The organism is Mesorhizobium sp. M0587 (genome assembly GCF_040320945.1).
In the GTDB taxonomy this organism is placed as follows: domain Bacteria; phylum Pseudomonadota; class Alphaproteobacteria; order Rhizobiales; family Rhizobiaceae; genus Mesorhizobium.
Genome location: NZ_JAMYQP010000009.1, coordinates 43,310 through 68,636 on the forward strand (window position 1 = coordinate 43,310; position 25,327 = coordinate 68,636).

At 64.0% G+C, this 25,327-nt stretch carries 17 protein-coding genes; 6 read left to right on the forward strand and 11 right to left on the reverse strand.

Going from position 1 to position 25,327, the window contains the following annotated elements; translation table 11 throughout:
• Nucleotides 1-17 precede the first annotated feature (17 nt).
• Nucleotides 18-1,070, forward strand: a complete 1,053-nt coding sequence (locus tag NKI49_RS10850; RefSeq protein ID WP_352598814.1) for a substrate-binding domain-containing protein — start codon at nt 18-20, stop codon at nt 1,068-1,070.
• A gap of 69 nt (nt 1,071-1,139) precedes the next feature.
• On the opposite strand, the gene NKI49_RS10855 is transcribed toward NKI49_RS10850, so the two are convergent.
• The 4 genes from NKI49_RS10855 to NKI49_RS10870 form a co-directional block, all read right to left on the reverse strand.
• Nucleotides 1,140-1,427, reverse strand: a complete 288-nt coding sequence (locus NKI49_RS10855; protein ID WP_352598813.1) for a type II toxin-antitoxin system RelE/ParE family toxin — start codon at nt 1,425-1,427, stop codon at nt 1,140-1,142.
• Nucleotides 1,420-1,695 carry a ribbon-helix-helix domain-containing protein gene (locus NKI49_RS10860; RefSeq protein WP_352598812.1) on the reverse strand — a complete coding sequence of 92 codons (276 nt, stop codon included), beginning with the start codon at nt 1,693-1,695 and terminating at the stop codon, nt 1,420-1,422. Before NKI49_RS10860 ends, NKI49_RS10855 begins: the two co-directional genes overlap by 8 nt.
• Nucleotides 1,696-1,803: 108 nt before the next feature.
• On the reverse strand, nt 1,804-3,858 hold the full coding sequence (locus NKI49_RS10865; protein WP_352695628.1) for a bifunctional aldolase/short-chain dehydrogenase: 2,055 nt from the start codon (nt 3,856-3,858) through the stop codon (nt 1,804-1,806).
• A gap of 89 nt (nt 3,859-3,947) precedes the next feature.
• Nucleotides 3,948-4,913, reverse strand: coding sequence for a sugar-binding transcriptional regulator (locus tag NKI49_RS10870; RefSeq protein WP_352598810.1), 966 nt, complete (start codon nt 4,911-4,913; stop codon nt 3,948-3,950).
• A gap of 191 nt (nt 4,914-5,104) precedes the next feature.
• Between NKI49_RS10870 and NKI49_RS10875 the strand changes: the two genes are divergently transcribed.
• The 5 genes from NKI49_RS10875 to NKI49_RS10895 all read left to right on the forward strand — a co-directional run bounded on the left by NKI49_RS10875 (nt 5,105) and on the right by NKI49_RS10895 (nt 13,654).
• Nucleotides 5,105-6,745, forward strand: a complete 1,641-nt coding sequence (locus NKI49_RS10875) for an acyl-CoA synthetase (protein WP_352598809.1) — start codon at nt 5,105-5,107, stop codon at nt 6,743-6,745.
• A 183-nt stretch (nt 6,746-6,928) separates the two neighbouring features.
• A complete protein-coding gene (locus tag NKI49_RS10880; protein ID WP_352598808.1) occupies nt 6,929-7,537 on the forward strand; it encodes a TetR/AcrR family transcriptional regulator in 609 nt (202 codons plus the stop codon).
• Nucleotides 7,538-7,592: 55 nt separating this feature from the next.
• Entirely contained in the window at nt 7,593-8,735 is a 1,143-nt protein-coding gene (locus NKI49_RS10885; protein ID WP_352598807.1) for an efflux RND transporter periplasmic adaptor subunit, read from the forward strand.
• Nucleotides 8,736-8,971: 236 nt separating this feature from the next.
• On the forward strand, nt 8,972-12,109 hold the full coding sequence (locus NKI49_RS10890; RefSeq protein ID WP_352598806.1) for an efflux RND transporter permease subunit: 3,138 nt from the start codon (nt 8,972-8,974) through the stop codon (nt 12,107-12,109).
• A gap of 189 nt (nt 12,110-12,298) precedes the next feature.
• The gene (locus NKI49_RS10895) at nt 12,299-13,654 is read left to right on the forward strand and encodes an LLM class flavin-dependent oxidoreductase (RefSeq protein WP_352598805.1); all 1,356 of its coding nucleotides are present in this window, start codon (nt 12,299-12,301) and stop codon (nt 13,652-13,654) included.
• A gap of 73 nt (nt 13,655-13,727) precedes the next feature.
• Here the strand turns inward: NKI49_RS10895 and NKI49_RS10900 are convergent, their stop codons facing one another.
• From NKI49_RS10900 to glnT, 7 genes are all read right to left on the reverse strand, one after another.
• On the reverse strand, nt 13,728-15,437 hold the full coding sequence (locus NKI49_RS10900) for a trimethylamine N-oxide permease (RefSeq protein WP_352598804.1): 1,710 nt from the start codon (nt 15,435-15,437) through the stop codon (nt 13,728-13,730).
• A 420-nt stretch (nt 15,438-15,857) separates the two neighbouring features.
• Entirely contained in the window at nt 15,858-18,227 is a 2,370-nt protein-coding gene (locus tag NKI49_RS10905) for a trimethylamine N-oxide demethylase (protein WP_352598803.1), read from the reverse strand.
• A gap of 347 nt (nt 18,228-18,574) precedes the next feature.
• Nucleotides 18,575-19,192, reverse strand: a complete 618-nt coding sequence (locus NKI49_RS10910) for a sarcosine oxidase subunit gamma (RefSeq protein WP_352598802.1) — start codon at nt 19,190-19,192, stop codon at nt 18,575-18,577.
• Nucleotides 19,185-22,166 carry a sarcosine oxidase subunit alpha gene (locus tag NKI49_RS10915; protein ID WP_352598801.1) on the reverse strand — a complete coding sequence of 994 codons (2,982 nt, stop codon included), beginning with the start codon at nt 22,164-22,166 and terminating at the stop codon, nt 19,185-19,187. Before NKI49_RS10915 ends, NKI49_RS10910 begins: the two co-directional genes overlap by 8 nt.
• A gap of 241 nt (nt 22,167-22,407) precedes the next feature.
• Entirely contained in the window at nt 22,408-22,683 is a 276-nt protein-coding gene (locus NKI49_RS10920; RefSeq protein WP_352598800.1) for a sarcosine oxidase subunit delta, read from the reverse strand.
• A 10-nt stretch (nt 22,684-22,693) separates the two neighbouring features.
• Nucleotides 22,694-23,947: a sarcosine oxidase subunit beta family protein gene (locus NKI49_RS10925; RefSeq protein WP_027023055.1), complete on the reverse strand. Its 1,254-nt coding sequence runs from the start codon at nt 23,945-23,947 to the stop codon at nt 22,694-22,696.
• Between the two features lie 35 nt (nt 23,948-23,982).
• On the reverse strand, nt 23,983-25,290 hold the full coding sequence (gene glnT / locus NKI49_RS10930; RefSeq protein ID WP_352598799.1) for a type III glutamate--ammonia ligase: 1,308 nt from the start codon (nt 25,288-25,290) through the stop codon (nt 23,983-23,985).
• Between the last annotated feature and the right edge of the window lie 37 nt (nt 25,291-25,327).

Genomic DNA, 25,327 nt, shown 5'->3' on the forward strand with positions numbered 1-25,327 from the left:
AGAGTGGAGGAAACAAAATGAACATCACAAGAAGACTTCTGGGGAAGGCGGCGCTCGGGCTTGCCGGCGCAACCATGCTGATGCAGTTCCCGGCGCTGGCGGCGGACAGGCCGGCGCCGTTCGACAAGCCCGGCGTCAAGATCGCGCTGGTGCGCTATCTCTCGACCGGCGATTTCTTCCAGGCCTATCTCTCCGGCGTCGAGGCGCAGTCGAAGGCACTCGGTATCGACCTGCGCGTGCTCGACAGCCGCCAGGACGCAGCCCTTCAGTCCGACATGGTCGACCAGGCCATCGCGCTCGGCGTGCAGGGCATCATCATCCAGCACGGCCTGACGGAATCGATGAAGGACGCCGCCCAGCGCGCGGTCGACGCCGGCATCAAGGTGGTGGCTTTCGACGTCAATGTCGAAAACCCCAAGATCCCGCAGATCGAGCAGTCCGACCGCGACCTTGCGCGCCTCGCGCTCGAGCAGGCGGTCAAGGACAATGGCGAGAGCTGGAATGCGGGCTATGTCTATGTCGCCGGCATCGCGCCGCTCGACCGCCGCAACGAAACCTGGGTCGACGTCAAGAAGAAGTATTCCGGCATCAAGGAAGTCGCGATGTTCGGCACATTGGACAATCCGATCGCCAACTCGGTCGCCAACCAGGCGCGGTCGGTGCTGTCGGCTCATCCCGACGTCAAGGTGATGTTCGCCCCCTATGACGAATTCGCCAAAGGCGTGAAGATCGCCGTCGACGAGGCCGGCCTCAACAAGGGCATCAAGATCTATTCGGCCGACATTTCGACCTCCGACATCGCCGCGATGCGCGAGCCCGACAGCGCCTGGGCAGCGACCGCCGCGACCAACCCGGCCGTCGTCGGCCAGGTCTCGGTGCGCGCGCTGGCGCAGCTGCTCGCCGGTGAAGACCCCGGCCATAATGTCGTCGTGCCGCCGACCCTGATCACGCAGAAGGATCTCATCGACAAGGACATCAAGAACATGGAGGACCTGTCGGCCAAGCTGCCGCAATTCGCCCATGCCGATGTCGCGATGCCGGCCTGGATGCCGAACCCGAACGCCAAGTAGACCTGCTCTCTGGCACGGAAGGAGCGGCGCCCGCGCCGCTCCTTTACCTGAAGCCTTAGCCCCTGCGAGCTACAGCCAGTGTTCGGGATCGCGCATGCCGTGGACAATCGCTACGACTAGAACGCCTTCAGGCTGCGGCTCGTAAATGACGATATAGCGACCTTCGATGAGCACGCGGGCTGTGACACTTAACTCGGGCCGGGCCGTCCCCATCTTGGGATGCTGCGCCGCCAGTTCCAGCTTGTCGAAGATGCGCACAAGCAGCTTGTCGGCTGCCTTTTCATTGTCGACTGCTATTGTGTGCCAGATGTCTCGCAAATCCTGCGCGGCGCGCGGCGTGAATCGGTATCTAGCCACGGGCGCGGCGTTCTGCTTTCAAGCCGCGTATGAACTCGGCGGGTTCGACTCCCACCGGCTTGCCGCTGGCCATGCCGTCGGCATAGGCTCGTTTCAACTGCTCGAGCTCCAGGAGGCGCAATTCCTCCCGCTGCTCCCATAGGCGCAAGGCATCGCGGACAATCTCGCTGTTGGAGGCATATCCGCCGCCTTCGACGGCGCTTTGCAGGCGCGCGGCTTGCTGCGCGGTAAGCGAGATGGTGAGGGTTCGCATCGGCTCGGTTTTCATGCCGACTATATAGCGCACCTCACAAGAATTAACAATATTTGTTAGGATTCTTCTCTTCTCGAACCCTAACCCTGCCTTACGGCAAGGTTAGGGTTGAGAAGGGTATGCCTACCGCAGCGCCGCGGCGATATTCCCGCCATCGACCGTCGTCACATCGGCGGTGGTCCGCTCGGCCAGCGCATGATGCAGGAAGGCCTGCGCCACGTCCTGCGCCGTCACTTCCTGGCCGAGCAGATTGCCGGACATGTATTCCTTCTCCGACACGCCGCGCGCGCCCGAGCGGCTGGCGATCATGGCGTCGGTCAAAAGGCCCGAGCGGATACGGTCCGCATTGACGGCGTTGGAGCGGATGCCGTGGGCGCCATAGTCGAGCGCGTATTGCCGGCAGAGAAACAACGTCGCCGCCTTGGGCACGCCGTAGGCGCCGAATTTCGGGCCCGGGTTGACCGCCTGCTTGGAGGTGTTGAACAACAGCACGCCGCCGGTGCCTTGTTCGAGCATGATGCGCACGGCGTTCTGCGCCACCGACTGGTGGGCGAAGAAATTGAGTTCGAAGCTCCTGCGCAGCAGTGCATCGTCGAGCTCGCCGATGCGGCCTTCCCACGCGGCGCCGGCATTGGACACCAGTATGTCGACGCCGCCGAACACGGCGACCGCCTTGTCGAAGGCGGCCCGCACCTGATGCGGGTCGGTGATATCGGCGGCGACGCCGACCGAGTTGTTGCCGGCCTTCTTCGCCGCGTCAGCGGCCTTGTCGCCATCGAGATCGACGACCACCGCATGGGCGCCATTGTCGGCGAACAGCTTGGCTGTCGCCGCGCCGATCGCGCCGGCGCCGCCGGTGATCAGCACCACTTGGCCGGTCAGCGGCTTCGGCTTGTTGGAGGCAAGCTTGGCCTGTTCCAGCGACCAGTATTCCAAGGGGAAAAGATCGGCCTTGGAGAGCGGATGGAAACGGCCGACCGCTTCGGCGCCGCGTACCGCCTCGATCCACATCTCGCCGACGTCGGAGGCGATCCTGGCGTCCTTCAGCGTACGGCCGTGGCCGAACATGCCGAGCCCCGGCACCAGCGTCAGGCGCGGCATCTGGTCGAGCATGGTGCGCTTGACGTCGTCGAGCGCGTCATTGGTTTCGAAATAGGCGCGATAGTCCCTGGCGAAGGCGTCGACATGGCTCTTGATCACGGCCTTGTAGTCACCGACCTTGTCGGCATCGGGCGCCGGCACCGCCATCGGCCCGGTCTTGATGCGGATCGACAGGTCGGGGGTCGAAACACCGCGTGCGGCATAGTCGGCGATATCAGCCGAATTGATGAAGTCGACGATGGCCGGCGACGTGCGGAAATCACTGATCATGCGATCGAAGCGGCCTTCGCCGCGCGCCACGGCCACGGCGCCGCGCAACATAGGAGCGATGGCCGCCGGCGTCGCGAGCTTTGCCGGCAATGCCGCCTTTGCCGCCTTCGGCTTGGCATTCTTGGCCACATAGTCCTCGGCGACGTTCACATAGTGGATCATCCGGTCATAGGCCTGTTTGGCATCGTCGCCGAAGGTGAAGATGCCGTGCTTGTCGAGGATCAGGCCCTCGACATCGGGGTCGGCGTCGAAGACGTCGGCCGCTGCCTTGGCGAGGTCGAAGCCGGGCATGATGTAGGGCACGTAGCCCATCTTGCTCCCGAAGACCGCCTTGACCAGCGGTTTGCTGTCTTCCTGGTCGACGATGGCAAGGATGGCCGTCGAATGCGTGTGGTCGACGAATTTATGCGGCAGGAAAGCATGCAGCAGCGTCTCGACCGAGGGGTTGGGCGATGACGGATCGATGAGGTTGGCGCGTTGCAAGGCGACCATGTCCTCGTCGGCGAGCCTGTTCAGCGCGCGCGCCTTGAGCAGCGCGCCCATCTTGACCGCCGGCAGTCCCTGCGGCTCGATGACGGCCATGTCCCAGCCGCTGCCCTTGACGCACAGCACATCCCATTCATCGCCGAGCAGGTCGGTCGCCTTGGTCTTGCAAGAGGTGTTGCCGCCGCCATGCAGGACCAGCCGCGGTTCGCCGCCGAGCAGCCTCGTCGTGTAGACGCGCAAGGCCAGGTCGCGGCCGACACCCTTTTTCGCATACTCGGCGACAAGTTTCTCGGCCGCGTCGTCGTTCCACAAATTCTTCATGTTCGCTTCGTCCAGTTGCTGTCTTTAAATGGTGAAACAGGAATGCCGCGACGCCTTGATGACAATGCACCGGCGGCAGGAATTGGTTTTCAGGATGCCTTTTCGGTCGCCGCTCCGGCATGCTCCAGAAGCCGCTGCGCCATGCTCGCGCCGACCACCAGATGCGTACAAAGTCCGCCCGCGATCGCCGCGAGCAGGGGTTCGAACTTGCTGTCCTCCTGCACCACCATCAGGCGCCTGGCGATAGCGCGCAGCGAGGCAAGTTCGGCGGAGATCACCCGCCTGTTGTAGCTGCAGGCCAGCGCCTTGCCGTCGGCGTCGATGATCTGCCCGGCAATGACGCCAGCGGCGCCCTGTCGGCGCAGCGCCGCCATTTCGTCCGCGGTCAGCGCGCCGCATTTGACCAGATGGCTCTCGGCGTCGACCGCGCCGACCGAGTACAGCGCCAGGTCGCAGTCGCCGATCCCCGACAATTGCTCCCGGATCACCGGCTCGGCCCGCAGCGCGCGCGCCAGCTCTTCCGTCGACAGCACCAGCGGTGCGTAGAAATTGAGGCCCTTGGCGTTGAGACGGCGGGCGATTTCCATCGTGCACTGGTCGGGCCGGTAGGAATAGGGCGCGCCGAGATTGCCGCAGAGCTGCACCACCGTCACATCCTGAAGATCGGCATAGGACATGATGTCGGCGATGGTGTAGACGGTGCGGCCCCAGGCGACGCCGATGCGGTCGCCCTTCTTGACCAACTCCAGAAAGACGCTCGCCGCCAGCACGGCGATTTCAGTCGAGGGATCCGGGACGTAGCCGTTTTCCGGGGCGATCCAGACGGCGTCGAGGCCCAACGCGTCCTCGAGCCTGCGCGCCATGATATCGTCGGTGAAAAGCTGGGTCGAGGTCGAGATGTTGACGATGCCGGTCTCGCGCGCCTTGCGCAGGTACATGGCGACCGAAGCGCGGGAAATCTTGAGCTGGGTGGCGACTTCGTCCTGGCGCAGGCCGTGGGCGTAGTAAAGCCAGGCGGCCTTGTGGATAAGCTGTTCTGCCGGTCGGATCGCCATGCCATCTCCTTGGCTGACATTATTCACGGCTCTCGACAAAAGTCAAATTGAGCGGAGGTATGCAATGCCCTTCCGCCGGCCGAATCTAGATCGTCATTGCGCCAAATACCCCCTGTGGTGGCATGCTTGATGGTGACGAGGCGCGGAGCCTGTGATTAGAAGTTGTTACAGGATATTGCGGGGAGGATGGCATGGGAAATCCTTACGAACAGGATCTCGACAAGAATGCGGCCAACCATCAGCCGCTGACGCCGCTAACCTATCTGGAACGCGCGGCGAAGACCTATCCCGATCATGTCGCCATCATCCACGGCCGGCAGCGCATGGATTATCGCACATTCTGGCGGCGTTCGCTGAAGCTCGCTTCGGCGCTCGAAAAGCGCGGCATCGGCAAGGGCGACACCGTCACCGTCATGCTGTCCAACACGCCGGCGATGCTGGAGGCGCATTTCGGCGTGCCGATGGTCAAGGCGGTGCTGCATTCGCTCAACACCCGCCTGGACGCGGCGGTCATCGCCTTCCAGCTCGACCATGCCGAGACCAGGGTGCTGATCGTGGATCGTGAATTTGCCGGCGTCATGAAAGAGGCGCTGGCGCTGGCAAGGACAAGGCCGCTGGTCATCGACTATGACGATCCCGAATACGCCGCCGACGCTCCCTATCCCAAGGGCGAGCGCATCGGCGCATTGGACTATGACGCGTTTGTCGCTGGCGGCGACGAGGATTTCGCCTGGTCCATGCCCGATGACGAGTGGGACGCGATTTCGCTGAACTACACCTCCGGCACCACTGGCAATCCGAAGGGCGTCGTCTACCACCATCGCGGCGCGGCCTTGATGGCCTATACCAACACCATCCATGCCGGCATGGCCAAGCATGCGGTCTATCTCTGGACGCTGCCGATGTTCCACTGCAATGGTTGGTGCTTCCCCTGGACGCTTGCCGTCCAGGCCGGCACCCATGTCTGCCTGCGCTGGGTGCGGCCGAAGCCGATCTATGACGCCATCGCCGATCACGCCGTCACCCATCTCTGTGGCGCGCCGGTCGTCATGTCGGTGCTGATCAACGCCAAGGACGAGGACAAGCGCGAATTTCCCCAGACGGTCACCTTCAACACCGCCGCCGCACCGCCGCCGGAAGCCGTTCTGTCGGGCATGGCCGATGCCGGCTTTGCCGTCACCCATCTCTATGGCCTGACCGAGACCTATGGTCCGGCGGTGGTCAACGAATGGCACGGCGAATGGGACGATCTCGAAAAGGGCGAGCGCAGCGCCAGGAAGGCACGGCAGGGCGTGCGCTACGCGGCGCTCGAAGACCTCACCGTCATGGACCCCGAGATGATGCGGGCGACACCGGCCGACGGCACGACCATCGGCGAGGTCATGTTCCGCGGCAACATCGTCATGAAGGGCTATCTGAAAAACCGCAAGGCCAGCGACGAGGCGTTTGCCGGTGGCTGGTTTCATTCTGGCGATCTCGGCGTCATGCATCCCGACGGCTATATCCAGCTCAAGGACCGCTCCAAGGACATCATCATCTCGGGCGGCGAGAACATCTCCTCGATCGAGGTCGAGGAGGCGCTCTATAAACATCCCTCCGTTGCCTCTTGCGGCGTGGTTGCCAGGGCCGACGACAAGTGGGGCGAGGTGCCGGTCGCCTATGTCGAACTGAAACCGGGCAAGACGGCGACCGAGGCCGAGATCATCGAGCATTGCCGGGGGCTGCTTGCCCGCTTCAAGGTGCCGAAAGCGGTGATCTTCGCCGAAATCCCCAAAACCTCGACCGGCAAGATCCAGAAGTTCCGGCTGCGGGAAATGGCCAAACTGGCCTGAAGTGTCCAACAGCCTCTCGCGAAAATATTTTCGGTGGTCCGCATCCTCGGTCCGCTTCGTGACGTCTATTGGATGTCACCAACCATCAAAAAATCGTACACGTACGTGTTGACAGATTACGAATTTCAATTTACGACTGATGAAAATTGAAATTCGTCACAGTTAAATTAGGACCTGCGATACATGTCTGAAGCCGCCGAATTCGTGGCCGACACCGCCCGGCAGGAGAATGTCACGCGCATTCTCGACTGCGCCGAGCGCCTGTTCCGGCACTATGGTTACGGCAAGACCAATGTTGCCGACATTGCCCGAGAGCTCGGCATGTCGCCCGCCAACATTTATCGGTTCTTCGCCTCCAAGGTTGAAATCCACCAGGCTGTCTGCGGCCGGATGCTCGGCGCCAGCTACAGGATGGCCTACGAGATTTCCCGCCTGCCGATCAGCGCCGAGGAGCGGCTTCGGCGTTATGTCCATGCACAATACAAGATGACGATGGAGGTCATGCTCGACGAGCAGAAGGTCCATGAGATGGTCATCGTCGCCCTCGAACGGGACTGGGGCGTGATCGACAAGCATGTCGACAGCATTCACGATCTGTTCGCCGAGGTGATCCGCGATGGCATCGAGGCTGGCGAGTTCAGGGAACAGGATCCGGTGATCGCGTCGCGCTGCTTCGGCGCCGCCACGGTCATCCTGTGCCATCCGCAGATGGTGGCGCAGTGCCTTGCCAAGACCAATAGGGCAATGCCCGACGACCTTATCGATTTTGCGATCAAGGCTCTCAAAAAATAGCCGACGCCCGTCGGGCGCCGTGTCGACAGTTCATCTCCAGTTCGGGAGTGCCAAGGTGTTTTTGTCCAATTCCATCCTACGAGGGCTGCCAGTCGCCGGCTTGATCGTCGCGGCGCTCGGGCTCGCCGGCTGCAGCCAGGAAAAAGCCGAGGTCAAGGATATCATCCGTCCGGTCAAGGTCGTCGAGATCGCCCAGGCCCATGATACCCGCACGCTCTCCTATTCCGGATCGGTGCGCGCCCGCACCGAAAGCGCGTTGGGCTTCCGCATCAACGGCAAGATCACCGAGCGCCTCGTCGACATCGGCCAGCATGTGGCGCAGGGCGATGTGCTCGCCCGCATCGATCCCGCCGACTACGACTTGTCGGTCAACAGCGCCAAGGCCGCTCTCGATGCCGCCGAACGCCAGGTCGAGACCGTGGATCTGGCGAGAAAGCGCTCCGAACAGCTGTATACGAAGAACTTTGCGTCGAAGGCTCAGTTCGAACAGGCGACGCTGGCCTACAATCAGGCCGTTGCCACCCGCGATTCCGCCCGTTCGGCGCTCGACCAGGCGAAGAACCAGGTGCTCTACACCGATCTCAAGGCCGACAGGAACGGCATCGTCACGTCGGTCGGCGCCGATGTCGGCCAGGTGGTCGGCTCCGGCACGCCGGTAATCACCGTCGCCGTGGATGGCGAAAAGGAAGTGCTGATCGCGGTTCCCGAGATGGAGATCGCCGAGTTCAAGCCGGGCAAGAATGTCAAGGCGGGCTTCTGGTCCGACAATGCGCTGGCGCTCGAGGGCAAGGTTCGTGAGGTCGCCGGCAGCGCCGATCCGCAGTCGCGCACCTTTGCCGTCCGTGTCAGCCTGCCCAACGACCCGCGCGTGCTGCTGGGCATGACCGCCAGCATTGAAGCGTCGGCGGCCAACGAACGGCAGCTCGTTTCGATCCCGCTCAGCGCGCTTGCCGAAAAGGACAGCCAATCGATCGTCTGGACCGTCGACCGCGGTGCCGACACCGTTCACGCCCGCCCAATCAAGGTCGCCGCGTTCGCCGCCGATGGCGTGCGTGTCGCGGAGGGATTGAAGCCGGGCGACGTCGTCGTCGCTGCCGGCACGCAGTTCATGACCGAGAATCTCAAGGTGAAGCTTGCCGGCGGCATCGCACAGCAATCGGCTTCCGCCGAGGACGGCGACGCCGGCCAGCTGCGCTGACAACAGACAGGACGGCCGCGCGTGCCGCGGCCGCAGGTTTCCGGGCGGCGTGCGCCCGAAGGTCGAGACGTCAGGCCGATGTAACCCCCACATCGGTCCGCGTCCCACCGCGATGAGTGTCTCTTCGCTCGGAAAGCCTCGCCGCCCGGAAGCTAGTATCGAACCGAGATGATTTCGTTCCGCGCCGAGGACCTTTGGACGTCAGGCGCGCAAACAAGCAAAGTGGACCAGCACCGATGACGACCTCCACTGAAGAGAAACGGCCCTTCAACCTGTCGCGCTGGGCAATTGGCCACCCTTCCATCGCGCGCTTCCTGTTTGGCCTCATCATCATCGCCGGCGCGCTCGGCCTGATGCGCATGGGCCAGAAGGAAGATCCCGACTTCACCTTCCGCGTGATGGTCGTGCAGGCGGTCTGGCCGGGCTCCTCGATCCAGGAGATGGAAGACCAGGTCGTCAACAAGATCGAGCGCAAGCTGCAGGAGACGCCGCATCTCGACTTCGTGCGCTCCTTCACCCGCGCCGGCAGCGCCATCATCACGGTGCAGATCAAGGGCGATACCAATTCAGCCGACGTGAAGGACGCCTTCTATCAGGTGCGCAAGAAAGTCGGCGACATCACCGACCTGCCGCAAGGCCTGCTCGGCCCCTATTTCAACGACGAGTTCGGCGACACCTTCATCACGCTGCATTCGATCAGCGGCGATGGCTTCAGCTATCCCGAACTGAAGAAATTCGCCATCCAGGCCCGTGACATGCTGCTGACGACGCCCGGCGTCGAGAAGGCGGTCATCATCGGCGACCAGCCCGAAAAGCTCTATATCGACGTCTCTTCCAAGGCACTTTCCGAACGCGGCCTGACGCTGACCGATCTGCAGAACGCGATCAAGGGCCAGAACAATGTCGATCCGGCCGGCTCGGTCGACACCGGCATCAACTCGGTGCGCATCTCCGTCGAAGGCAACGTCACCAGGGCCGCCGACATCCGTGAGCTGCGCCTGCGCGCCGGCGGCCAGGTCACCCGGCTTGGCGACATCGCCACGGTGACGTCGGGGCTGGAAGATCCGTTCCAGCGCAAATACCGCTTCAACGGTCACGACAGCGTGCAGCTCGGCGTCGTCATGGCCAAGGGTTTCAACGTCATCGATGTCGGCAAGGGCGTCGAGGAAACTTACAAGCGCTTCGAGGAGGCGCTGCCCTATGGCGTCTCGGTCGACCAGATTTCCGACCAGCCCGGGGTCGTCACGGATGCCGTCAGCGAATTCATGCATGCGCTCGGCGAAGCGCTGCTGATCGTCCTCGTCGTCTCGTTCCTGTCGATCGGCTGGCGCTCGGGCCTGGTCATCGCCATCGCCATTCCGCTGGTGCTCGCCGCCACCTTCGCCATCATGTACGAGCTCGGCATCGACCTGCAGCGCATCTCGCTCGGCGCGCTGATCATCGCGCTCGGCCTGCTCGTCGACGACGCCATGATCGTCGTCGAGATGATGGAGCGCAAGCTGGAGGAGGGGCTGGTCAAGGTCGAGGCGGCGAGCTTCGCCTATTCCTCGACCGCTTTCCCGATGCTGACCGGCACGCTGATCACCACGGCCGGTTTCATTCCGGTCGGTTTCGCCGCCTCGACGGCCGGCGAATATGTGCGAAGCCTGTTCTATGTCGTCGGCATCGCGCTGATCGTGTCGTGGTTCGTCGCGGTCTATTTCACGCCCTGGCTGGGCAACATGATCCTCAAGCAGCGCAAGCATGCCGGCGCCCATCACGATGTCTTCGACACGCGCTTCTATCGCCGGCTGCGCGCCACCGTCGGCTGGGCCGTGCGCCACCGCATCATCGTGCTTGTCATGACGCTGGTGACGTTCGCCACCAGCCTGTGGGCCTTCCAGTTCATCCCGCAGAATTTCTTCCCGCAATCGTCGCGGCCGGAAATCCTGGTCGACCTGTGGCTGCCGGAAGGCACGAGCATCAAGGAAGTCGAGGCGCAGGCCAAGGCGCTCGAAGGCAAGATCATGGACGACAAGGACAAGCGCTTCGTCGCCACCTATGTCGGTGAAGGCGCGCCGCGCTTCTTCCTGCCGCTCGACCAGCAGCTCAGCAATCCGAATTTTGCCCAGATGCTGGTGATGGCCAATGACGAACCGGCGCGCGAGAGGCTGATCGTCAAGTTACGCACCATTCTTGCCGAGGATTTCCCCTCGATCCGCGCCAAGGTCGACCGCTTGTTCCTCGGGCCGCCGACCGGTTGGCCGGTGCAGATGCGCGTCATGGGCCCGGATCGCCAGGAAGTGCGCCGCATCGCAGACCAGGTGAAGGCGAAGTTCCAGCAGGATCCGCTGCTTGGCGCAGTCCATGACGATTGGCTGGAGCCGGTGCCGGCAATGAAGCTGGTGATCGACCAGGACCGCGCCCGTGCACTCGGCGTCACCTCGCAGCGCATCCGCCAGATGCTGCAGGCGGCGATGTCCGGCGCGCCGCTCGACGACTTCCGCGACGGCGAGGAGACGGTATCGATCGTCGCCCGCGAGCCGGATGCCAGCCGCACCCTGCTGTCCTCGGTCGATTCCGTCTACATCCCGACCGATTTCGGCGGCTTCGTGCCGCTGTCGCAAGTGGCCAAGGTGGTGCCGGTGCTGGAGCAAGGCATCGAGTGGCGCCGCGACCGCCTGCCGACCATCAGCGTGCGTGCCACGCTGCCCGACGGCATACAGTCGAACGATGTCGTCACCAAGATGTACAAGGACATGCAGGGCCTGCGCGACGGACTGGCGCCTGGCTACCAGATCGAGATCCAGGGCGGTGCCGAGGATTCGGCGGAAAGCCAAGCTTCGATCGCCGCCAAGGCGCCGATCATGCTGGCCGTCATCGTCGTGCTGCTGATGATCCAGCTGCAGCATTTCGGCAAGGCGATGCTGGTGCTGGCCACGGGTCCGCTCGGCATCATCGGCGCCGCCGCGGCCCTGTTGATCAGCGGCGCGCCGTTCGGGTTCGTCGCCATCCTTGGCGTTATCGCGCTGCTCGGCATCATCATGCGCAACTCGATCATCCTGGTCGACCAGATCGACCAGGACATCGCCGCGGGCATGGAGCGTTCGGAAGCGATCATCGGCTCGGCCGTTCGTCGTTTCCGGCCGATCACGCTGACCGCGCTGACGGCCGTGCTGGCGCTGATCCCGATCTCGCGCGGCGTGTTCTGGGGCCCTCTCGCCTACGCCATGATGGGCGGCATCCTCGTCGCCACCGTGCTGACCATCCTCGTGCTGCCGGCGGGCTATGCCCTGTTCTTCGGCCGGGAGCCGAAGAAGGTGGTGAACAGCGAGCAGACGGCCGAACCAGAGTTGGCTGCCGAGAGGCCGCAACTGGCCTTGGCCGCGGAATAGAGCGGTTTTATCGCATCATCCGCCTTCGGCGATGGCGGATGATGCGGCGTGGCGGACCGTCCGTCACGCCGATGAAAATGCTCCCCGGTGCCGATTTTGCAAAACAGAATTCCTTCTCAGGATGGCCCGGCGGTTCCATGCTGAGCGGCACCGGAGCGGCAACGCTCGTCCTCAGCAAGGTGTCTTCCCATGGCAGAGAAACGGCAATTGCGGCTCGGCGCCTTCATGCGCCCGGTCAGCTTGCACACTGGCGCCTGGCGTTATCCCGGCGCCTATCCCGACGCCAACTTCAACTTCGCGCATCTGAAGCGCTTCGCGCAGACACTGGAGGCGGCGAAATTCGACGCCTTCTTCATGGCCGACCATTTGGCCGTGCTCAACATGCCGATCGAGGCGCTGCGGCGCAGCCACACGGTGACGTCTTTCGAGCCCTTCACGCTGCTGTCGGCGCTGGCCGCCGTCACCGACCATATCGGGCTGGTCGCGACCGCGTCGACGACATTCGACGCGCCCTATCACGTCGCCCGCCGCTTCGCGTCGCTCGACCATATCAGCGGCGGGCGCGCCGGCTGGAACATCGTCACCACGTCCAACCCCGACGCGGCGCTGAATTTCGGGTTGGACGAACATGTCGAGCATGACGAGCGCTATCACCGGGCGCGCGAATTCTACGATGTCGTCACCGGCCTGTGGGACAGTTTTGCCGACGACGCCTTCATCCGCGATGCCGAAAGTGGGCTCTATTTCGATCCGGCCAAACTGCATGTGCTGGACCACAAGGGCGAGCACCTCTCCGTGCGCGGGCCGCTCAACATAGCCCGGCCGGTGCAGGGCTGGCCGGTCATCGTCCAGGCTGGTGCGTCGGAGGCGGGACGGCAGCTGGCGGCCGAGACGGCGGAGGTGATTTTCGCGGCCCATGGCGATCTCGCCGCCGGCCAACGCTTCTTTGCCGACGTCAAGGGCCGGGCACAAAAACTCGGCCGCTCCCGCGACGACATCAAGATCCTGCCTGGCGCCTTCGTCATTGTCGGCGACAGCGTTGAGGACGCGCGGGACAAGCGGACCAAGCTCGACAGCCTGGTTTATTACGAGAGCGGCATTGCCTCGCTGTCGATCGCTCTTGGGCACGATGCGTCGGCCTTTGATCCCGATGCCGCTTTGCCGGACATACCGGAAACCAATGCTTCGAAGAGCAGCCGCGAGCGCGTCATCGAGCTGGCCCGGAACGAAAACCTGACCGTGCGCCAGCTTGCACAGAGACTGGGCGGCTATTCCGGCCTTGCCTTCGTCGGCACGCCGCAAACCATCGCCGACGAGATGGAGGAATGGCTCGTCGCTGAGGGATCGGACGGCTTCAACATCATGTTTCCCAATCTGCCCGCCGGGCTCGACGATTTCGTCGAGAAGGTGGTGCCCGAATTGCAGCGGCGCGGCATGTTCAGGCGGCAGTACGAGGGTTCGACGCTGCGCGAGAATCTCGGCCTGAAGCGGCCGCCCAACCGGTTTTTCGAGGACCCGAAGGCGGCGCTCCGCAAGGCTGGTTGACGCGAGGCTGCGGCCGGCGGCCGAAAAACATCGGGCGCGCCGAAACGCGCCCGATTTCTGTTGAGTCGCCTTGTCAGATGACGAACAGCCAGTTGGCGATCAGCATCACAACCACGCCGGCAATCAGCGTCAGATAGGGCAGGGCACCTGCCTTCTTCACCTTGAGGTCGGCCGACGTCATGCCGAGATCGGCCAGCATGTGGTCGGGGAACTTGCCCTTGTCCTGGACGTAGTGGCGGAAGCAGAACACCGGAATGATCAGTGCCGCGGTGACCAGCCCCGCCCACAGCGCCATCGGGTTCCACACCTTGGCGCCGGCGCCCATGAAGATCGCGTTGACATAGGCGAAGATGGCACCCAGCCCCAACAACCAGCTCGGCGCCTTCCACGGCCGGGCGATGTGGCCGTTGTCGATGCGGTGGATCCAGCCGGCATTGAGGTTAAGGAAGTTGAAGATGATGTAGCCGCAATTCGACACGGCCAGGATAAAGAAGAAGCTCGTCGCGTCGGCCGAGGCGATGGCCAGCACGATCAGGTTGAAGATGAGGTCGGTCCACATCGCACGGGTTGGGGCGCCGTGTTCGTTGACGTGGCTGAGATAGCGCGGGAGCCAACCGTCGACCGAGCCCTGGTAGAGCGTGCGCGAGGAACCGGCCATCGCCGTCATGATGCACAGCACTAGCGCCAGGATCATCAGCATCACCAGCAGGCTGTGGATGAGATTGCCGCCGCCGACCATGCCGGCCAGCGCATCGGCGACACCGGAGCCGTCGACGATCGGCGTCGCCAGCATGCCGTTGAGGCCAAGCACGCCCTGGAAGGTGAACGGCACCAGGATGAACAAGAGCATGCAGAGCAGGCCGGAATAGAAGATCGCCTTGAACGTGTCGGTGCCCGGGTTCTTGAATTCGGACGTGTAGCAGACGGCGGTCTCGAAGCCGTAGGTCGACCAGGCGGCGATGAACATGCCGCCCAGCACCAGCGTCCAGCCGGCGATGTTCCAGGCGCCGGGCTCGGGTGCGTAGGCGGCCGCGAGCGGCACCAGCGGCGAGAAATTCGCCCGGTCGATCTGGCCGGTGAAGATCGGCACCACGCCCACGATCAACATCGGGACGATGACCAGCAGGCCGATATATTTCTGCACACTGGCGGTGCCCAGGATGCCGCGATGCTGGATCGAGAAGATGATCAGCATCAGCACCGCGCCGATGAAGAAGGTGGCATTGAGGGTGAACGAGACCGGACCCAGCGTGTGGCTGAACAGCGTCCAGCTGCGGATGGCGGGCGTTGCCGCGGCCGTCACCGCGGCGATGGCGTCGGCGGCACTGGTTCCGGCATGCGCGGCGATATAGGCGGCCACCTCGGGCGAACCATCGGTGAAGATCGGGAGCGGCGCCAGCGCGTTGAGGATGTAGGCGGCGGCGATCGAGCAGCCGAGCGACAGCACCGGCGACCAGGCGAACCAGTTGCACCACACCGAAAGCGGCGCGATGAACTTGGAGTAGCGCAGCCAGGCCGTGGCGCCGTAGATCGAGGCGCCGCCCGACTTGTTCGGGAACAGGCCGGCGATCTCGGCGTAGGTGAAGGATTGCAGGAAGCCCATGATCATGGACACTGTCCAGATCAGGAAGGCCAGCGTTCCAGTCGTGCCGGCAATGCCGCCGATCGAGAACAGGACGAGAGCGGGAACGCCGCTCGCCACCCAGAAGGCACCACGCCAGTCGATATGCCTGAGCAGCTTGCCTTCGGCAGGCTGCTCCAGGGCCGTGCTTATCGTGCTCATGTCTGTGAATTCCCCTTTTTTGTGTTCCCCGCCGGCGATGCCTCGGCTTCGCGAAGCTTGCTCCCCGGCACATGACCGCGGCTGTAGTGTTTCCACTCAGTCGTATTTTTTTCTTAAGGGTGAAGATCGATCGGGCGTGCTTTCACGTCAAGCGTTTTGTGGCGTCGTGCACATCACGCTTGCGAAACCTGCGGAAGGGATTGTTCGAAAGAATTCCAGAAGCCTGAAACAAAACCCGCCTGAGGCGGGTCGTGGCGCAAATCAGCACCATAGGCAAATGTGTAGCATAGCTGCACTCACCCTGTCAAGAAAAAATTCCTATCGTGCTGCCGATACAAACCTGCCGGCGCGGCGGCTGGCCGTCGTCAAGCCTGTCAACCGGGGTACGGGCCTGCTCGGCCAAGGCGATCGTTCGGCCTCTCAGGAACGCGGCCGGGTCTTCTGCGGGTCGTAATGGGCAAAGCCGACGACGCGCGCGGGCAGCCGCTTGGCATGACCGTCGAGCTTGCCGATCTCGACCTCGGTGCCGATGGCCGCGTGCGTGACGTCGAGCCTCGCCAGGGCGATGGTCTTGTTCAGAACCGGCGAGCGCATGCCCGAGGTGACGACGCCGATCTGGGCGCGGCCGACATGCACGCAGTCGCCATGGCCGACCGCGACATTGCTGTCGATATCGAGGCCGACCGGTTTGTTGCGGGGGTTTTCCTTGCGCCGGATCAGCGCCTCGCGGCCGATGAAATCGTCGGTCTTGGTCTTCAGCGGCACGGTGAAGCCGATACCGGCCTCGAACGGATCGGTCTGGTCGGAGAATTCGTAGCCGGCGAAGATCAGCCCGGCCTCGATGCGCACCATGTCGAGCGCCTGCAGGCCCATCGGCTTCAGCCCGTGCGGCTGGCCGGCTTCCCAGATCGCGTCGAAGACCTTTTCGGCGTCGCGCGGGTGGCACCAGACCTCGTAGCCGAGCTCGCCGGTATAGCCGGTGCGCGAGACGACGACCGGAACGCCGTTGCCGCCGCCGATGCGCGCCACGGCGAAACGGAACCATTCGAGCTCGTCGATCGACGGCTGCAGCGGCGAGGTCCAGATAATTTCTCTCAGGATATCCCGGCTCTTCGGCCCCTGCACGGCGACATTGTGCATCTGGTCGGTCGACGAGCGCACCAGCACGTTGAGGCCGAGCTTTGTTGCCGTCTCGCGCAGCCATTCGCCGGATAGATCGTCGCCGCCGACCCAGCGGAAATTGTCCTTGCCGAGCCGCAGCAGCGTGCCGTCGTCGATCATGCCGCCATGCTCGTAGCACATCGCCGAATAGACGACCTGGCCGACGCCAAGCTTCTTGACGTCGCGGGTCAGCGTGTATTGCAGCAGCGCTTCGGAGTCCGGGCCGGTGATCTCGAATTTGCGCAGCGGCGACAGGTCCATGATCACCGCGTCCTGCCGGCAGGCCCAGTATTCGGCGATCGCGCCTTGCCCGGCGAAGGAATTGGCCAGCCAATAGCCCTTGTATTCGACGAAGTCGCGCGTGTGCTTGGCAAAGGAGGAATGAAAGGATGTCTCGCGGGTCATTTTCGGTTCCGAATCGGGCGTCATGCGTCTGGCGATCGCTCGCGAGAATTTGTGCTGGCCGGAATAGGTCCGCACATGGATGTCGGTCAGGTTCCAGCCATTGGCGGGCGTCGTGTCGTCAGGGCAGGCCGACGAGACGCAGACGATGTCGGTCAGGGCCCTTAGCAGAACATAGTCGCCCGGCCGCGACCATGGCTCGTCCGAGACCATGACGCCATGCGCGTCGATCGCCGTGTTGAAGAAGAAGTTGATCGCCATCCAGCCGGCACGGGGCGTCACGCCCTTGTCGGCCAGCGCCCGGTTGAAATTCTCCGAGCAGTTGGTGTGGCCGGGATAGCCGATGTCGTCGTAATACTTCGCCGCGCAAGCGAGCGCGAAGGCGTCATGCCGGCCGCATGTGTCCTGCACCACTTCGACCAGCGGCTCCATATCCTGGTCGTAATATTTCGAATGCAGCCCCGGCATCGGATAGCTCGCACCCATCAGCGTGCGGGTCGTCGTCACGTCGAGCGGATGGTCGCGGCCCTTGTCCAGCTTGCGCGCCGAAAAGCATTGGAAGTCGGTGCACTGGCGGCCATCGACATCGATGATCTGCAGATAGTCGCCGGCCTTGACGAAGTAGGATTGCGCCGTCGCCGAATGGACGCGCAGGTCGAGCACCGGATCGGCAAGCGGATCGGCGAGCCGCGATTTCGCCAAAGGGCGGACCGTGGCGCGCCGCACGACGATGGCAAGCGGCGTCGCCGTATCGTGTCCGTCGACCAGCATCGGCCCACCCGGGGCGGCGATCACCATCGAGCCGTCGCGTGAGACGGTGAAAGCCTGTTCGGTGCCGGCCGGCGTGGCGCCGCCGAACACGCGCACCGCCTTTGCCTGATCGAGCAGTACCCGCCGGCGCTCGAGGCCGCGCCGCAGCGATGCGAGGCTGTCGTCATCCTCGGTAAGCAGCGCCTTGATGCCGGCGGCATTGCTGTTCGGGTTCTCACCGAACATGCCCGGATCGGTGACGCCGGTCTGGTCCCAGGCCAGCAATTCGCAAGCCTGCCCGCCCTCGACGTTGCGCACGGTGACCGTATCGCTGGCCTCGACCTCGATCAGCACCGCGCCATTGCCCGGAATCGTATAGCGCTCCATGCCCGGCGGCAGCGCGATCTCGCCGGGCCTCAGGATGAGGCTCGGCCTGGGCGGTCCGGCCGCGACGGCAGGGTAGGGCGACTGGCTCATCTCAGCCTTGCGGTTCGAGAAACAAGTTTGCCTGTACGTGAAATTATTTTAGCGGGAAGAATAGCAGTGAGGTTGGATTTGGCAAGGCGAAGGTGGCGTGCGGAGCAATCGTCAAACTCACCTCGGACGTCTGCGCTGCCCCTCATCTGCCTGCCGGCATCTTCTCCCCGTATAGTGACGGGGAGAAGGACAACTGTCGTCCACGATTTCGCCAATCACCAGCGTTGCAGAAAAGCCGCCAGCGATGCGGTCATCCCCTTCTCCCCGTCACTATACGGGGAGAAGTGCCCGGCAGGGCGATGAGGGGCAGCGCAGACGTCGAAGATTATGCCGGCAAACCGGGGCGATCATCCTTCCGAATGGCCGATCGTCACGCCATACTCCGCAGCAGAATCAACAATGGTGTGCCACAGGCTCTCGGCGAAAGTCGCGAACACCAGCACGTTGAACACGGCCAATCCATCTCGATCCGTGCTGCGCCAAAGCGTGACACTGGTGTGATCCATCGAGGTCGCGGCCGCCGCGCCAACAGCGAACGCATTGGGATGCAGATCGATCGACGACAGCTTGGCCAGCATCGCCCGCGACCTGGCGCCGGAGACGCTGACCAGCACCCGCGCATGCGATTGGTCGGACAGCGAAGCGGACGCGGCGAAGGCTGGGACAAGTGACTCGATCGCGTGCTTGCCGCTCTTCGACAGAACGAAAAATTGATCCGGTCCCGACCAGATCAGCGTCGCATCGGCCGTGCCGACTGCCTTCGGCGTTTCCGGAGCCGCAACGCCGAAGCGCGCCTTCGCGGCCTTGGCCATTTCCGCTGCCTTGCCGCGCCGCGCCATCACCTGGATCAGGTCGAAATTACGGATCTCTGTCAGCGACACACCGGCATCACCCCGCGCGCCATAAGCGCCTGGCACGAGCGCCCGTTCAAGCGGGCTGCGGACTTTCCAGGAAAATTCAGCCACGCTGGCGTCCTCCATCCGGATCGTAGAAGACGGGACTGCACAGTTCGACGTCATAGTCCTCGCCGCGTAGCGGGTCATGCGCATGGACGATCTCGCCGATGCGCTCGCGTCCGCGTTCGACCAGTGCCAGTCCGATCCACTGGTCAAGCGTCGGCGAGAAACAGACCGAGGTGACATAGCCCTGGTCGTTATCAGGCCCTGGCGTCTGGCCCTTCGGGATGATGTGCGCGCCGGAGCGCAGGCGCCTTGCCGCGTCCGTCGGCTTGATGCCGACCACGACCTGCCGGTCCGGCGCGACGAGCGCCTCGCGGCCGGCCATGACGCGGCCGATGAAATCCTTCTTCGTCGACATCATCTTGCCGAGGCCAAGATCGGCCGCCGTCGTCGTGCCGTTCAGTTCCGGACCGGCGATGTGGCCTTTTTCGACACGCATGACGCCGAGCGCCTCGGTACCGTAAGGCGTGACGCCAAACTGCTTTCCAGCCAGCATCAGATTGCGCGCCATGGCATCGCCGAAGCGCGCCGGCACCGAAATCTCGAACGCAATTTCGCCGGAAAACGAGATGCGGAACAGCCGCGCGCCGATGCCGCCGCGCAAGGCCACCGCACGCGCTCCCATGAAAGGAAAGCCCTCGTTGGAAAGATCCTCGGCCGGATCGACGATCTCCCTCAGCAGGTCACGCGTCTTCGGTCCGGCGATCGAGAACTGCGCCCACTGGTCCGAAACCGAGGTCAGCTGCACGTCGAGCTCGGGAAACAGCACTTGCCGGCAAAACTCGAGATGCTGCATCACCGGCCCGGCCTTGGCCGTCGTCGTGGTCAGGAAGTAATGATCCTCGGCCAGCCGCGAGGTCGTGCCGTCGTCATAGACGATGCCGTCCTCGCGCAACATCAGCCCGTAGCGCGCTTTTCCCACGGCGAGGTTTGAGAAGGTGTTGACGTAGACGCGGTCGAGGAAGGCGCCGGCATCCGGGCCGTGCACGTCGATCTTGCCGAGCGTGGAGACATCGCAGAAGCCGACGCCTGAGCGCACCGCCTTGACCTCGCGCGTCACCGAATCCAGCCAGTCCTTCTCGCCGGCGCGCGGATACCATTGCGCCCGCTTCCACAGCCCGGTGTCGACGAAGACGGCACCTTGTTCCACGGCCCAGTGATGCGACGGCGTCAGGCGCGTGGCATGGAAAGTCTCGTCGCGATGATGTCCGGCGAAGGCGCCGATGGCGACCGGCACGTAAGGAGGCCGGTAGATCGTCGTGCCGGTTTCGGGAATGGAGCGGCCGCTGACCGCGGCCATGATGGCGAGGCCGGCGACATTGGAGGTCTTGCCCTGGTCGGTGGCCATGCCGAGCGTCGTGTAGCGCTTCAGGTGCTCGACCGATTCAAAACCTTCGCGCTGCGCCAGTTCGATGTCGGAGGATGTGACGTCGTGCTGGTAATCGACGAACGCCTTGCCCTTGCCGGCGACATGCCACAGCGGCGTTAACGAGAAAGCCTCGTCATCGGCGACCGGCGCCGGGCCGGCCTTGCCGCTGCGCCCGGCGTCGAGCGCGGCCGCCGAACCCGCGGCGAACCCTTCGCTCAGGCAGGCGCCGAGGCCGAACGAGCCATTAGCGGCGCCCGCGACGACCATGCCGGGAGGGGCGCCGTCCGGAACGAAAGCAGAGATTTCATCGCGCCATTTCGGCCGGCCGCGATGGTAGGAGGTAAGCCCGACCGCCGGGTTCCAGCCGCCGGAAACGGCGAGCCCGTCGGCTTCGACCTCGGCGCGCGCGCCGCCGGTCAGCGACACCGCGATTTTCCTGACGCCGTCCTTGCCGCCGTCGACGCCGCTGACCGAGCCGTGCAGCACCGGGAAGCCGCCTTTCGATGCGAGCGAGCGATGGGCAGCCGAAACATCAGGCCGTGCGTCGATCACCGCCGCGATCTGCAATCCCGCGCCGAGTGCCGTCTCGACGGTGCGCCAGCCATCCTCGTTGTTGGTGAACAGCGCGATGCGTTTCGCGGGAGCGGCGGCATACCGCGCAAGATAGGTCCGCATCGCCGAAGCCATCATCACGCCGGGCGTATCGTTGCCGGCAAAGACGATCGGCCGCTCGATGGCGCCGGCCGCGACCACGCAGCGCCTGGCCACGATCCGCCACAGCCGCTGGCGCACCTGATGCTCGGGCGGCTGGGGCAAATGGTCGTTGACCCGCTCGATCGCGCCATAGGTGCCGCCATCATAGACGCCGAACAGCGTCGTGCGGGTCATGATGCGCACATCCGGCATCGAGCCAAGCTCGGCCAAGATCCGCGACAGCCATTCGGCTGCCGGCAAGCCATCGATCGTGCCGCCATCCGACAGCAGGCGGCCGCCAAGCGTGAAATCTTCCTCGCACAGGATGACGCGGGCGCCGCTGCGTCCGGCGGCAAGTGCTGCCGCCAGACCGGCCGGGCCGGAACCGGCGATCAGCACGTCACAATGCGCCCACGCCTTGTCGTAGTGGTCGGGATCGGCGACGCCGGCGGCGCGGCCGAGGCCCGCGGCGCGGCGGATCGCCGGCTCGTAGACCGCTTCCCAGAACTTGGCCGGCCACATGAAGGTCTTGTAGTAGAAACCGGCGACGAAGATCGGCGCGAACAGCTGGTTGACCGACATTACATCGTGGCGTAGCGACGGCCAGCGGTTCTGGCTGGCGGCCTCGAGCCCGTCATAGAGTTCGGCCGTCGTCGCCTTGGTGTTCGGCTCGCGCCTGGCGCCCGTGCGCAGCTCGACCAGCGCGTTGGGCTCTTCCGAACCGGCGGTCAGGATACCGCGCGGGCGATGATACTTGAACGAGCGGCCGACCAGCTTGACGCCATTGGCGATCAGCGCCGAGGCGAGCGTGTCGCCCTGTAAGCCGAAGAAAGTCCTGCCGTCGAAGCGGAAGCTCAGCGACGCCGAGCGGTCGATGAGCCCGCCAGTGGGGAGACGATGGGATTGGCTGGAGGTCACGACGGCCGGCCTTCCGTGAGGTCGATGAAATGCGAAAGGGTTGCGCTGCCCCTCATCGCCCTGCCGGGCACTTCTCCCCGTATAGGGACGGGGAGAAGGATGCTCCCGTCAGCGATTTCGCCAATCATCGACGTCGCGAGAATGGCGTCGAGGTTGCCGCCAGCCCCCCTCTCCCCGTCGCTATACGGGGAGAGGATGCCGGCAGGCAGGTGAGGGGCAGCACTGACTTGGACAAGAATAGTCATCTTGCAACCTGCCTCGCCCCGACGCCCGTTGCCGGTTCGACGGAGGAAATCTCATGCGTGATTGTATTGCGGGTGACCTTCAGCCAGGCCCGGCAGCCGCCGCCGTGGTACCAATTCTCATCCATCACGCCGGCGACATTGTCGCGCAGGTAAACGTAGTCGAAGACATCGTCCACCGAAGCACCAGCCTCCGGCCGCACTGGCTTGGCGTCGCCGAGATAGGTGAACTCGCCGAGTTCGCGTTCGCCGCAGAAAGGACAGGTAATGCGCATGACAGGGCCTTCAGTGCAGGTTCGGTTGGGCGCCCTGGCCCTTTTCGTCGATCATCGCGCCTGACCGGAACCGGTCGAGGCGGAACCGTGCGGCCTCTTCATGCGGCGTGTCGCGGGCCAGCAGATGGGCAAAGACGAGGCCTGAGCCCGGCGTCGCCTTGAAGCCGCCATAGCACCAGCCGGCATTGAGATAGAGCCCGTCCACCGGCGTCTTGTCGATGATCGGCGAGCCGTCCATCGACATATCCATGATGCCGCCCCACTGGCGCAGCAGCCGCACGCGGCCGATCATCGGCATCAGCGCCATGCCGCCCTCGCAGACGTCTTCCATCACAGGCAGGTTGCCGCGCTGGGCATAGGAATTGTAGCCGTCTATGTCGCCGCCGAAGACCAGCCCGCCCTTGTCCGACTGGCTGACGTAGAAATGGCCGGCGCCGAAGGTCATGACGCCAGGAATGAGCGGCTTGATCGCCTCGGAGACGAAGGCCTGCAGCACATGGCTTTCGATCGGCAGGCGCAGGCCCGCCATCGCCGCGACGCGCGAGGAACTGCCGGCCACCGCCATGCCGACCTTGCCGGCGCCGATCTTGCCGCGCGAGGTTTCGACGCCGGTCACCTTGCCGTTGGCGTCTCTGACAAAGCCCGTCACTTCGCAATTCTGGATGATGTCGACACCGAGCGCGCTCGCCGCATGGGCGTAGCCCCAGACCACGGCGTCGTGCCGCGCCGTGCCGCCGCGCCGCTGCAAGAGCCCGCCTTGCACCGGAAAGCGCGCATTGTCGAAGTTCAGGAACGGCATCATTTTTTTGACCGCCGCGAGGTCGAGCAGTTCGGCGTCGATGCCGTTGATGCGCATGGTGTTGCCGCGCCGCGCATACGCATCGCGCTGCGCGTCGGAATGGTAGAGGTTGATGACGCCGCGCTGGCTGACCATCGTGTTGTAGTTGAGGTCCTGCTCCATCCGCTCCCACAGCTTCATCGACAATTCGTAGAAGCCGGTGTTGCCGGGCAGGCCGTAATTGGAGCGGATGATGGTGGTGTTGCGGCCGGCATTGCCGGAGCCGATCCAACCCTTTTCCAGCACGGCGACATTCCTGATGCCGTATTCGCTGGCGAGGAACCATGCGGTGGCCAGGCCGTGGCCGCCACCGCCGATGATCACCACATCGTAGCGGTCCTTCGGGCTGGCATCGCGCCAGGTGCGTTGCCAGTTCTTGTGGCCGGAAAATGCGGCGCGGGCGAGCGAGAAGATCGAGTATTTCATACGTTCATTCCGAGGTCGCTCGCACGCTGCGCCGGTCAGATATCCAGCGTGTGGTCGCGCTCCCATTGCGTGAAGTGCGAAGCATAGGAATTCCATTCCTGGTGCTTCAGCTTTAGGTAAGCCGACGAGAATTCCTCACCCAGCGCCGTCTTGAGCGATTTGTCGTTGTCGAATTCGCGCAGCGCGTCGAGCAGGTTGAGTGGCAGCTTCGGTGCGCCCTCCACCGTGTGACCGTGCTGATACATGTCGATGTCGTAGCGTCTGCCGGGATCGGCCCTGGAGCGGATGCCGTCGAGGCCGGCGGCGATGATGACGGCCTGCAGCAGATAGGGGTTGGCCGCGCCGTCGGGCAGGCGCAGCTCGAAACGGCCGGGGCCGGGCACGCGCACCATGTGGGTGCGGTTGTTGCCGGTCCAGGTCACCGTGTTCGGCGCCCAGGTGGCGCCCGAAATCGTACGCGGGGCATTGATGCGCTTGTAGGAATTCACCGTCGGATTGGTGATCGCGGCGAGAGCCGAGGCGTGCTTCATGATGCCGCCGAGGAAGTTCTTGCCCTTGGCCGACAGGCCGAGCTCCATCGAATTGTCGGCGAAGACGTTGGTCTTGCCTGACTTGTCCCACACCGAGATATGCGCATGGCAGCCATTGCCGGTCAGGCCCTGGAAGGGCTTGGGCATGAAGGTGGCGCGCAGCCCGTGTTTTTCCGCGATCGACTTGACCATGAACTTGAAGAACGAGTGCTTGTCGGCGGTCGCCAGCGCATCGTCGAAGGCCCAGTTCATCTCGAACTGGCCGTTGGCGTCCTCATGGTCGTTCTGGTAGGCGCCCCAGCCGAGCGCCAGCATGTGGTCGCAGATCTCGGCGATGACGTCGTAGCGGCGCATCACCGCCTGCTGGTCGTAGCAGGGCTTCGAGGCCGTGTCGTATTCGTCCGAAATCGTCTTGCCGTCGGGCGAGATCAGGAAGAACTCAGCCTCGACGCCGGTCTTGACATGCATGCCGTCGCTGGCGGCCTCGGCGATCAGCCGCTTCAGCGTGTTGCGCGGCGCCTGGTTGACCTCCTTGTCGTCCATGATGCAGTTGGCGGCGACCCAGGCAACCTCGGGCTTCCATGGCAGCTGGATGACCGAATCCGGGTCCGGCACCGCCAGCATGTCGGGATGCGCCGGCGTCAGGTCGAGCCAAGTGGCGAAACCGGCGAAGCCGGCGCCGTCCTTCTGCATATCTGATATCGCCTGCGCCGGCACCAGCTTGGCGCGTTGCCCGCTGAACAGGTCGGTGTAGGAAATCATGAAGTATTTGACGTTTTTCGCCCTTGCGAATTCAGCAAGATCAAGTGTCACCGCAGTTCCCCATTTTTTGTCGATTGTTGGCCCCGGA

Bases quoted from the DNA above. Each gene is read 5' to 3' on its own strand.
- NKI49_RS10850 (WP_352598814.1), top strand. From the start codon at position 18: ATGAACATCACAAGAAGACTTCTGGGGAAGGCGGCGCTCGGGCTTGCC.
- NKI49_RS10860 (WP_352598812.1), bottom strand. From the start codon at position 1,695: ATGAAAACCGAGCCGATGCGAACCCTCACCATCTCGCTTACCGCGCAG.
- NKI49_RS10865 (WP_352695628.1), bottom strand. From the start codon at position 3,858: ATGAAGAATTTGTGGAACGACGACGCGGCCGAGAAACTTGTCGCCGAG.
- NKI49_RS10870 (WP_352598810.1), bottom strand. From the start codon at position 4,913: ATGGCGATCCGACCGGCAGAACAGCTTATCCACAAGGCCGCCTGGCTT.
- NKI49_RS10875 (WP_352598809.1), top strand. From the start codon at position 5,105: ATGGGAAATCCTTACGAACAGGATCTCGACAAGAATGCGGCCAACCAT.
- NKI49_RS10880 (WP_352598808.1), top strand. From the start codon at position 6,929: ATGTCTGAAGCCGCCGAATTCGTGGCCGACACCGCCCGGCAGGAGAAT.
- NKI49_RS10890 (WP_352598806.1), top strand. From the start codon at position 8,972: ATGACGACCTCCACTGAAGAGAAACGGCCCTTCAACCTGTCGCGCTGG.
- NKI49_RS10895 (WP_352598805.1), top strand. From the start codon at position 12,299: ATGGCAGAGAAACGGCAATTGCGGCTCGGCGCCTTCATGCGCCCGGTC.
- NKI49_RS10900 (WP_352598804.1), bottom strand. From the start codon at position 15,437: ATGAGCACGATAAGCACGGCCCTGGAGCAGCCTGCCGAAGGCAAGCTG.
- NKI49_RS10905 (WP_352598803.1), bottom strand. From the start codon at position 18,227: ATGAGCCAGTCGCCCTACCCTGCCGTCGCGGCCGGACCGCCCAGGCCG.
- NKI49_RS10920 (WP_352598800.1), bottom strand. From the start codon at position 22,683: ATGCGCATTACCTGTCCTTTCTGCGGCGAACGCGAACTCGGCGAGTTC.
- NKI49_RS10925 (WP_027023055.1), bottom strand. From the start codon at position 23,947: ATGAAATACTCGATCTTCTCGCTCGCCCGCGCCGCATTTTCCGGCCAC.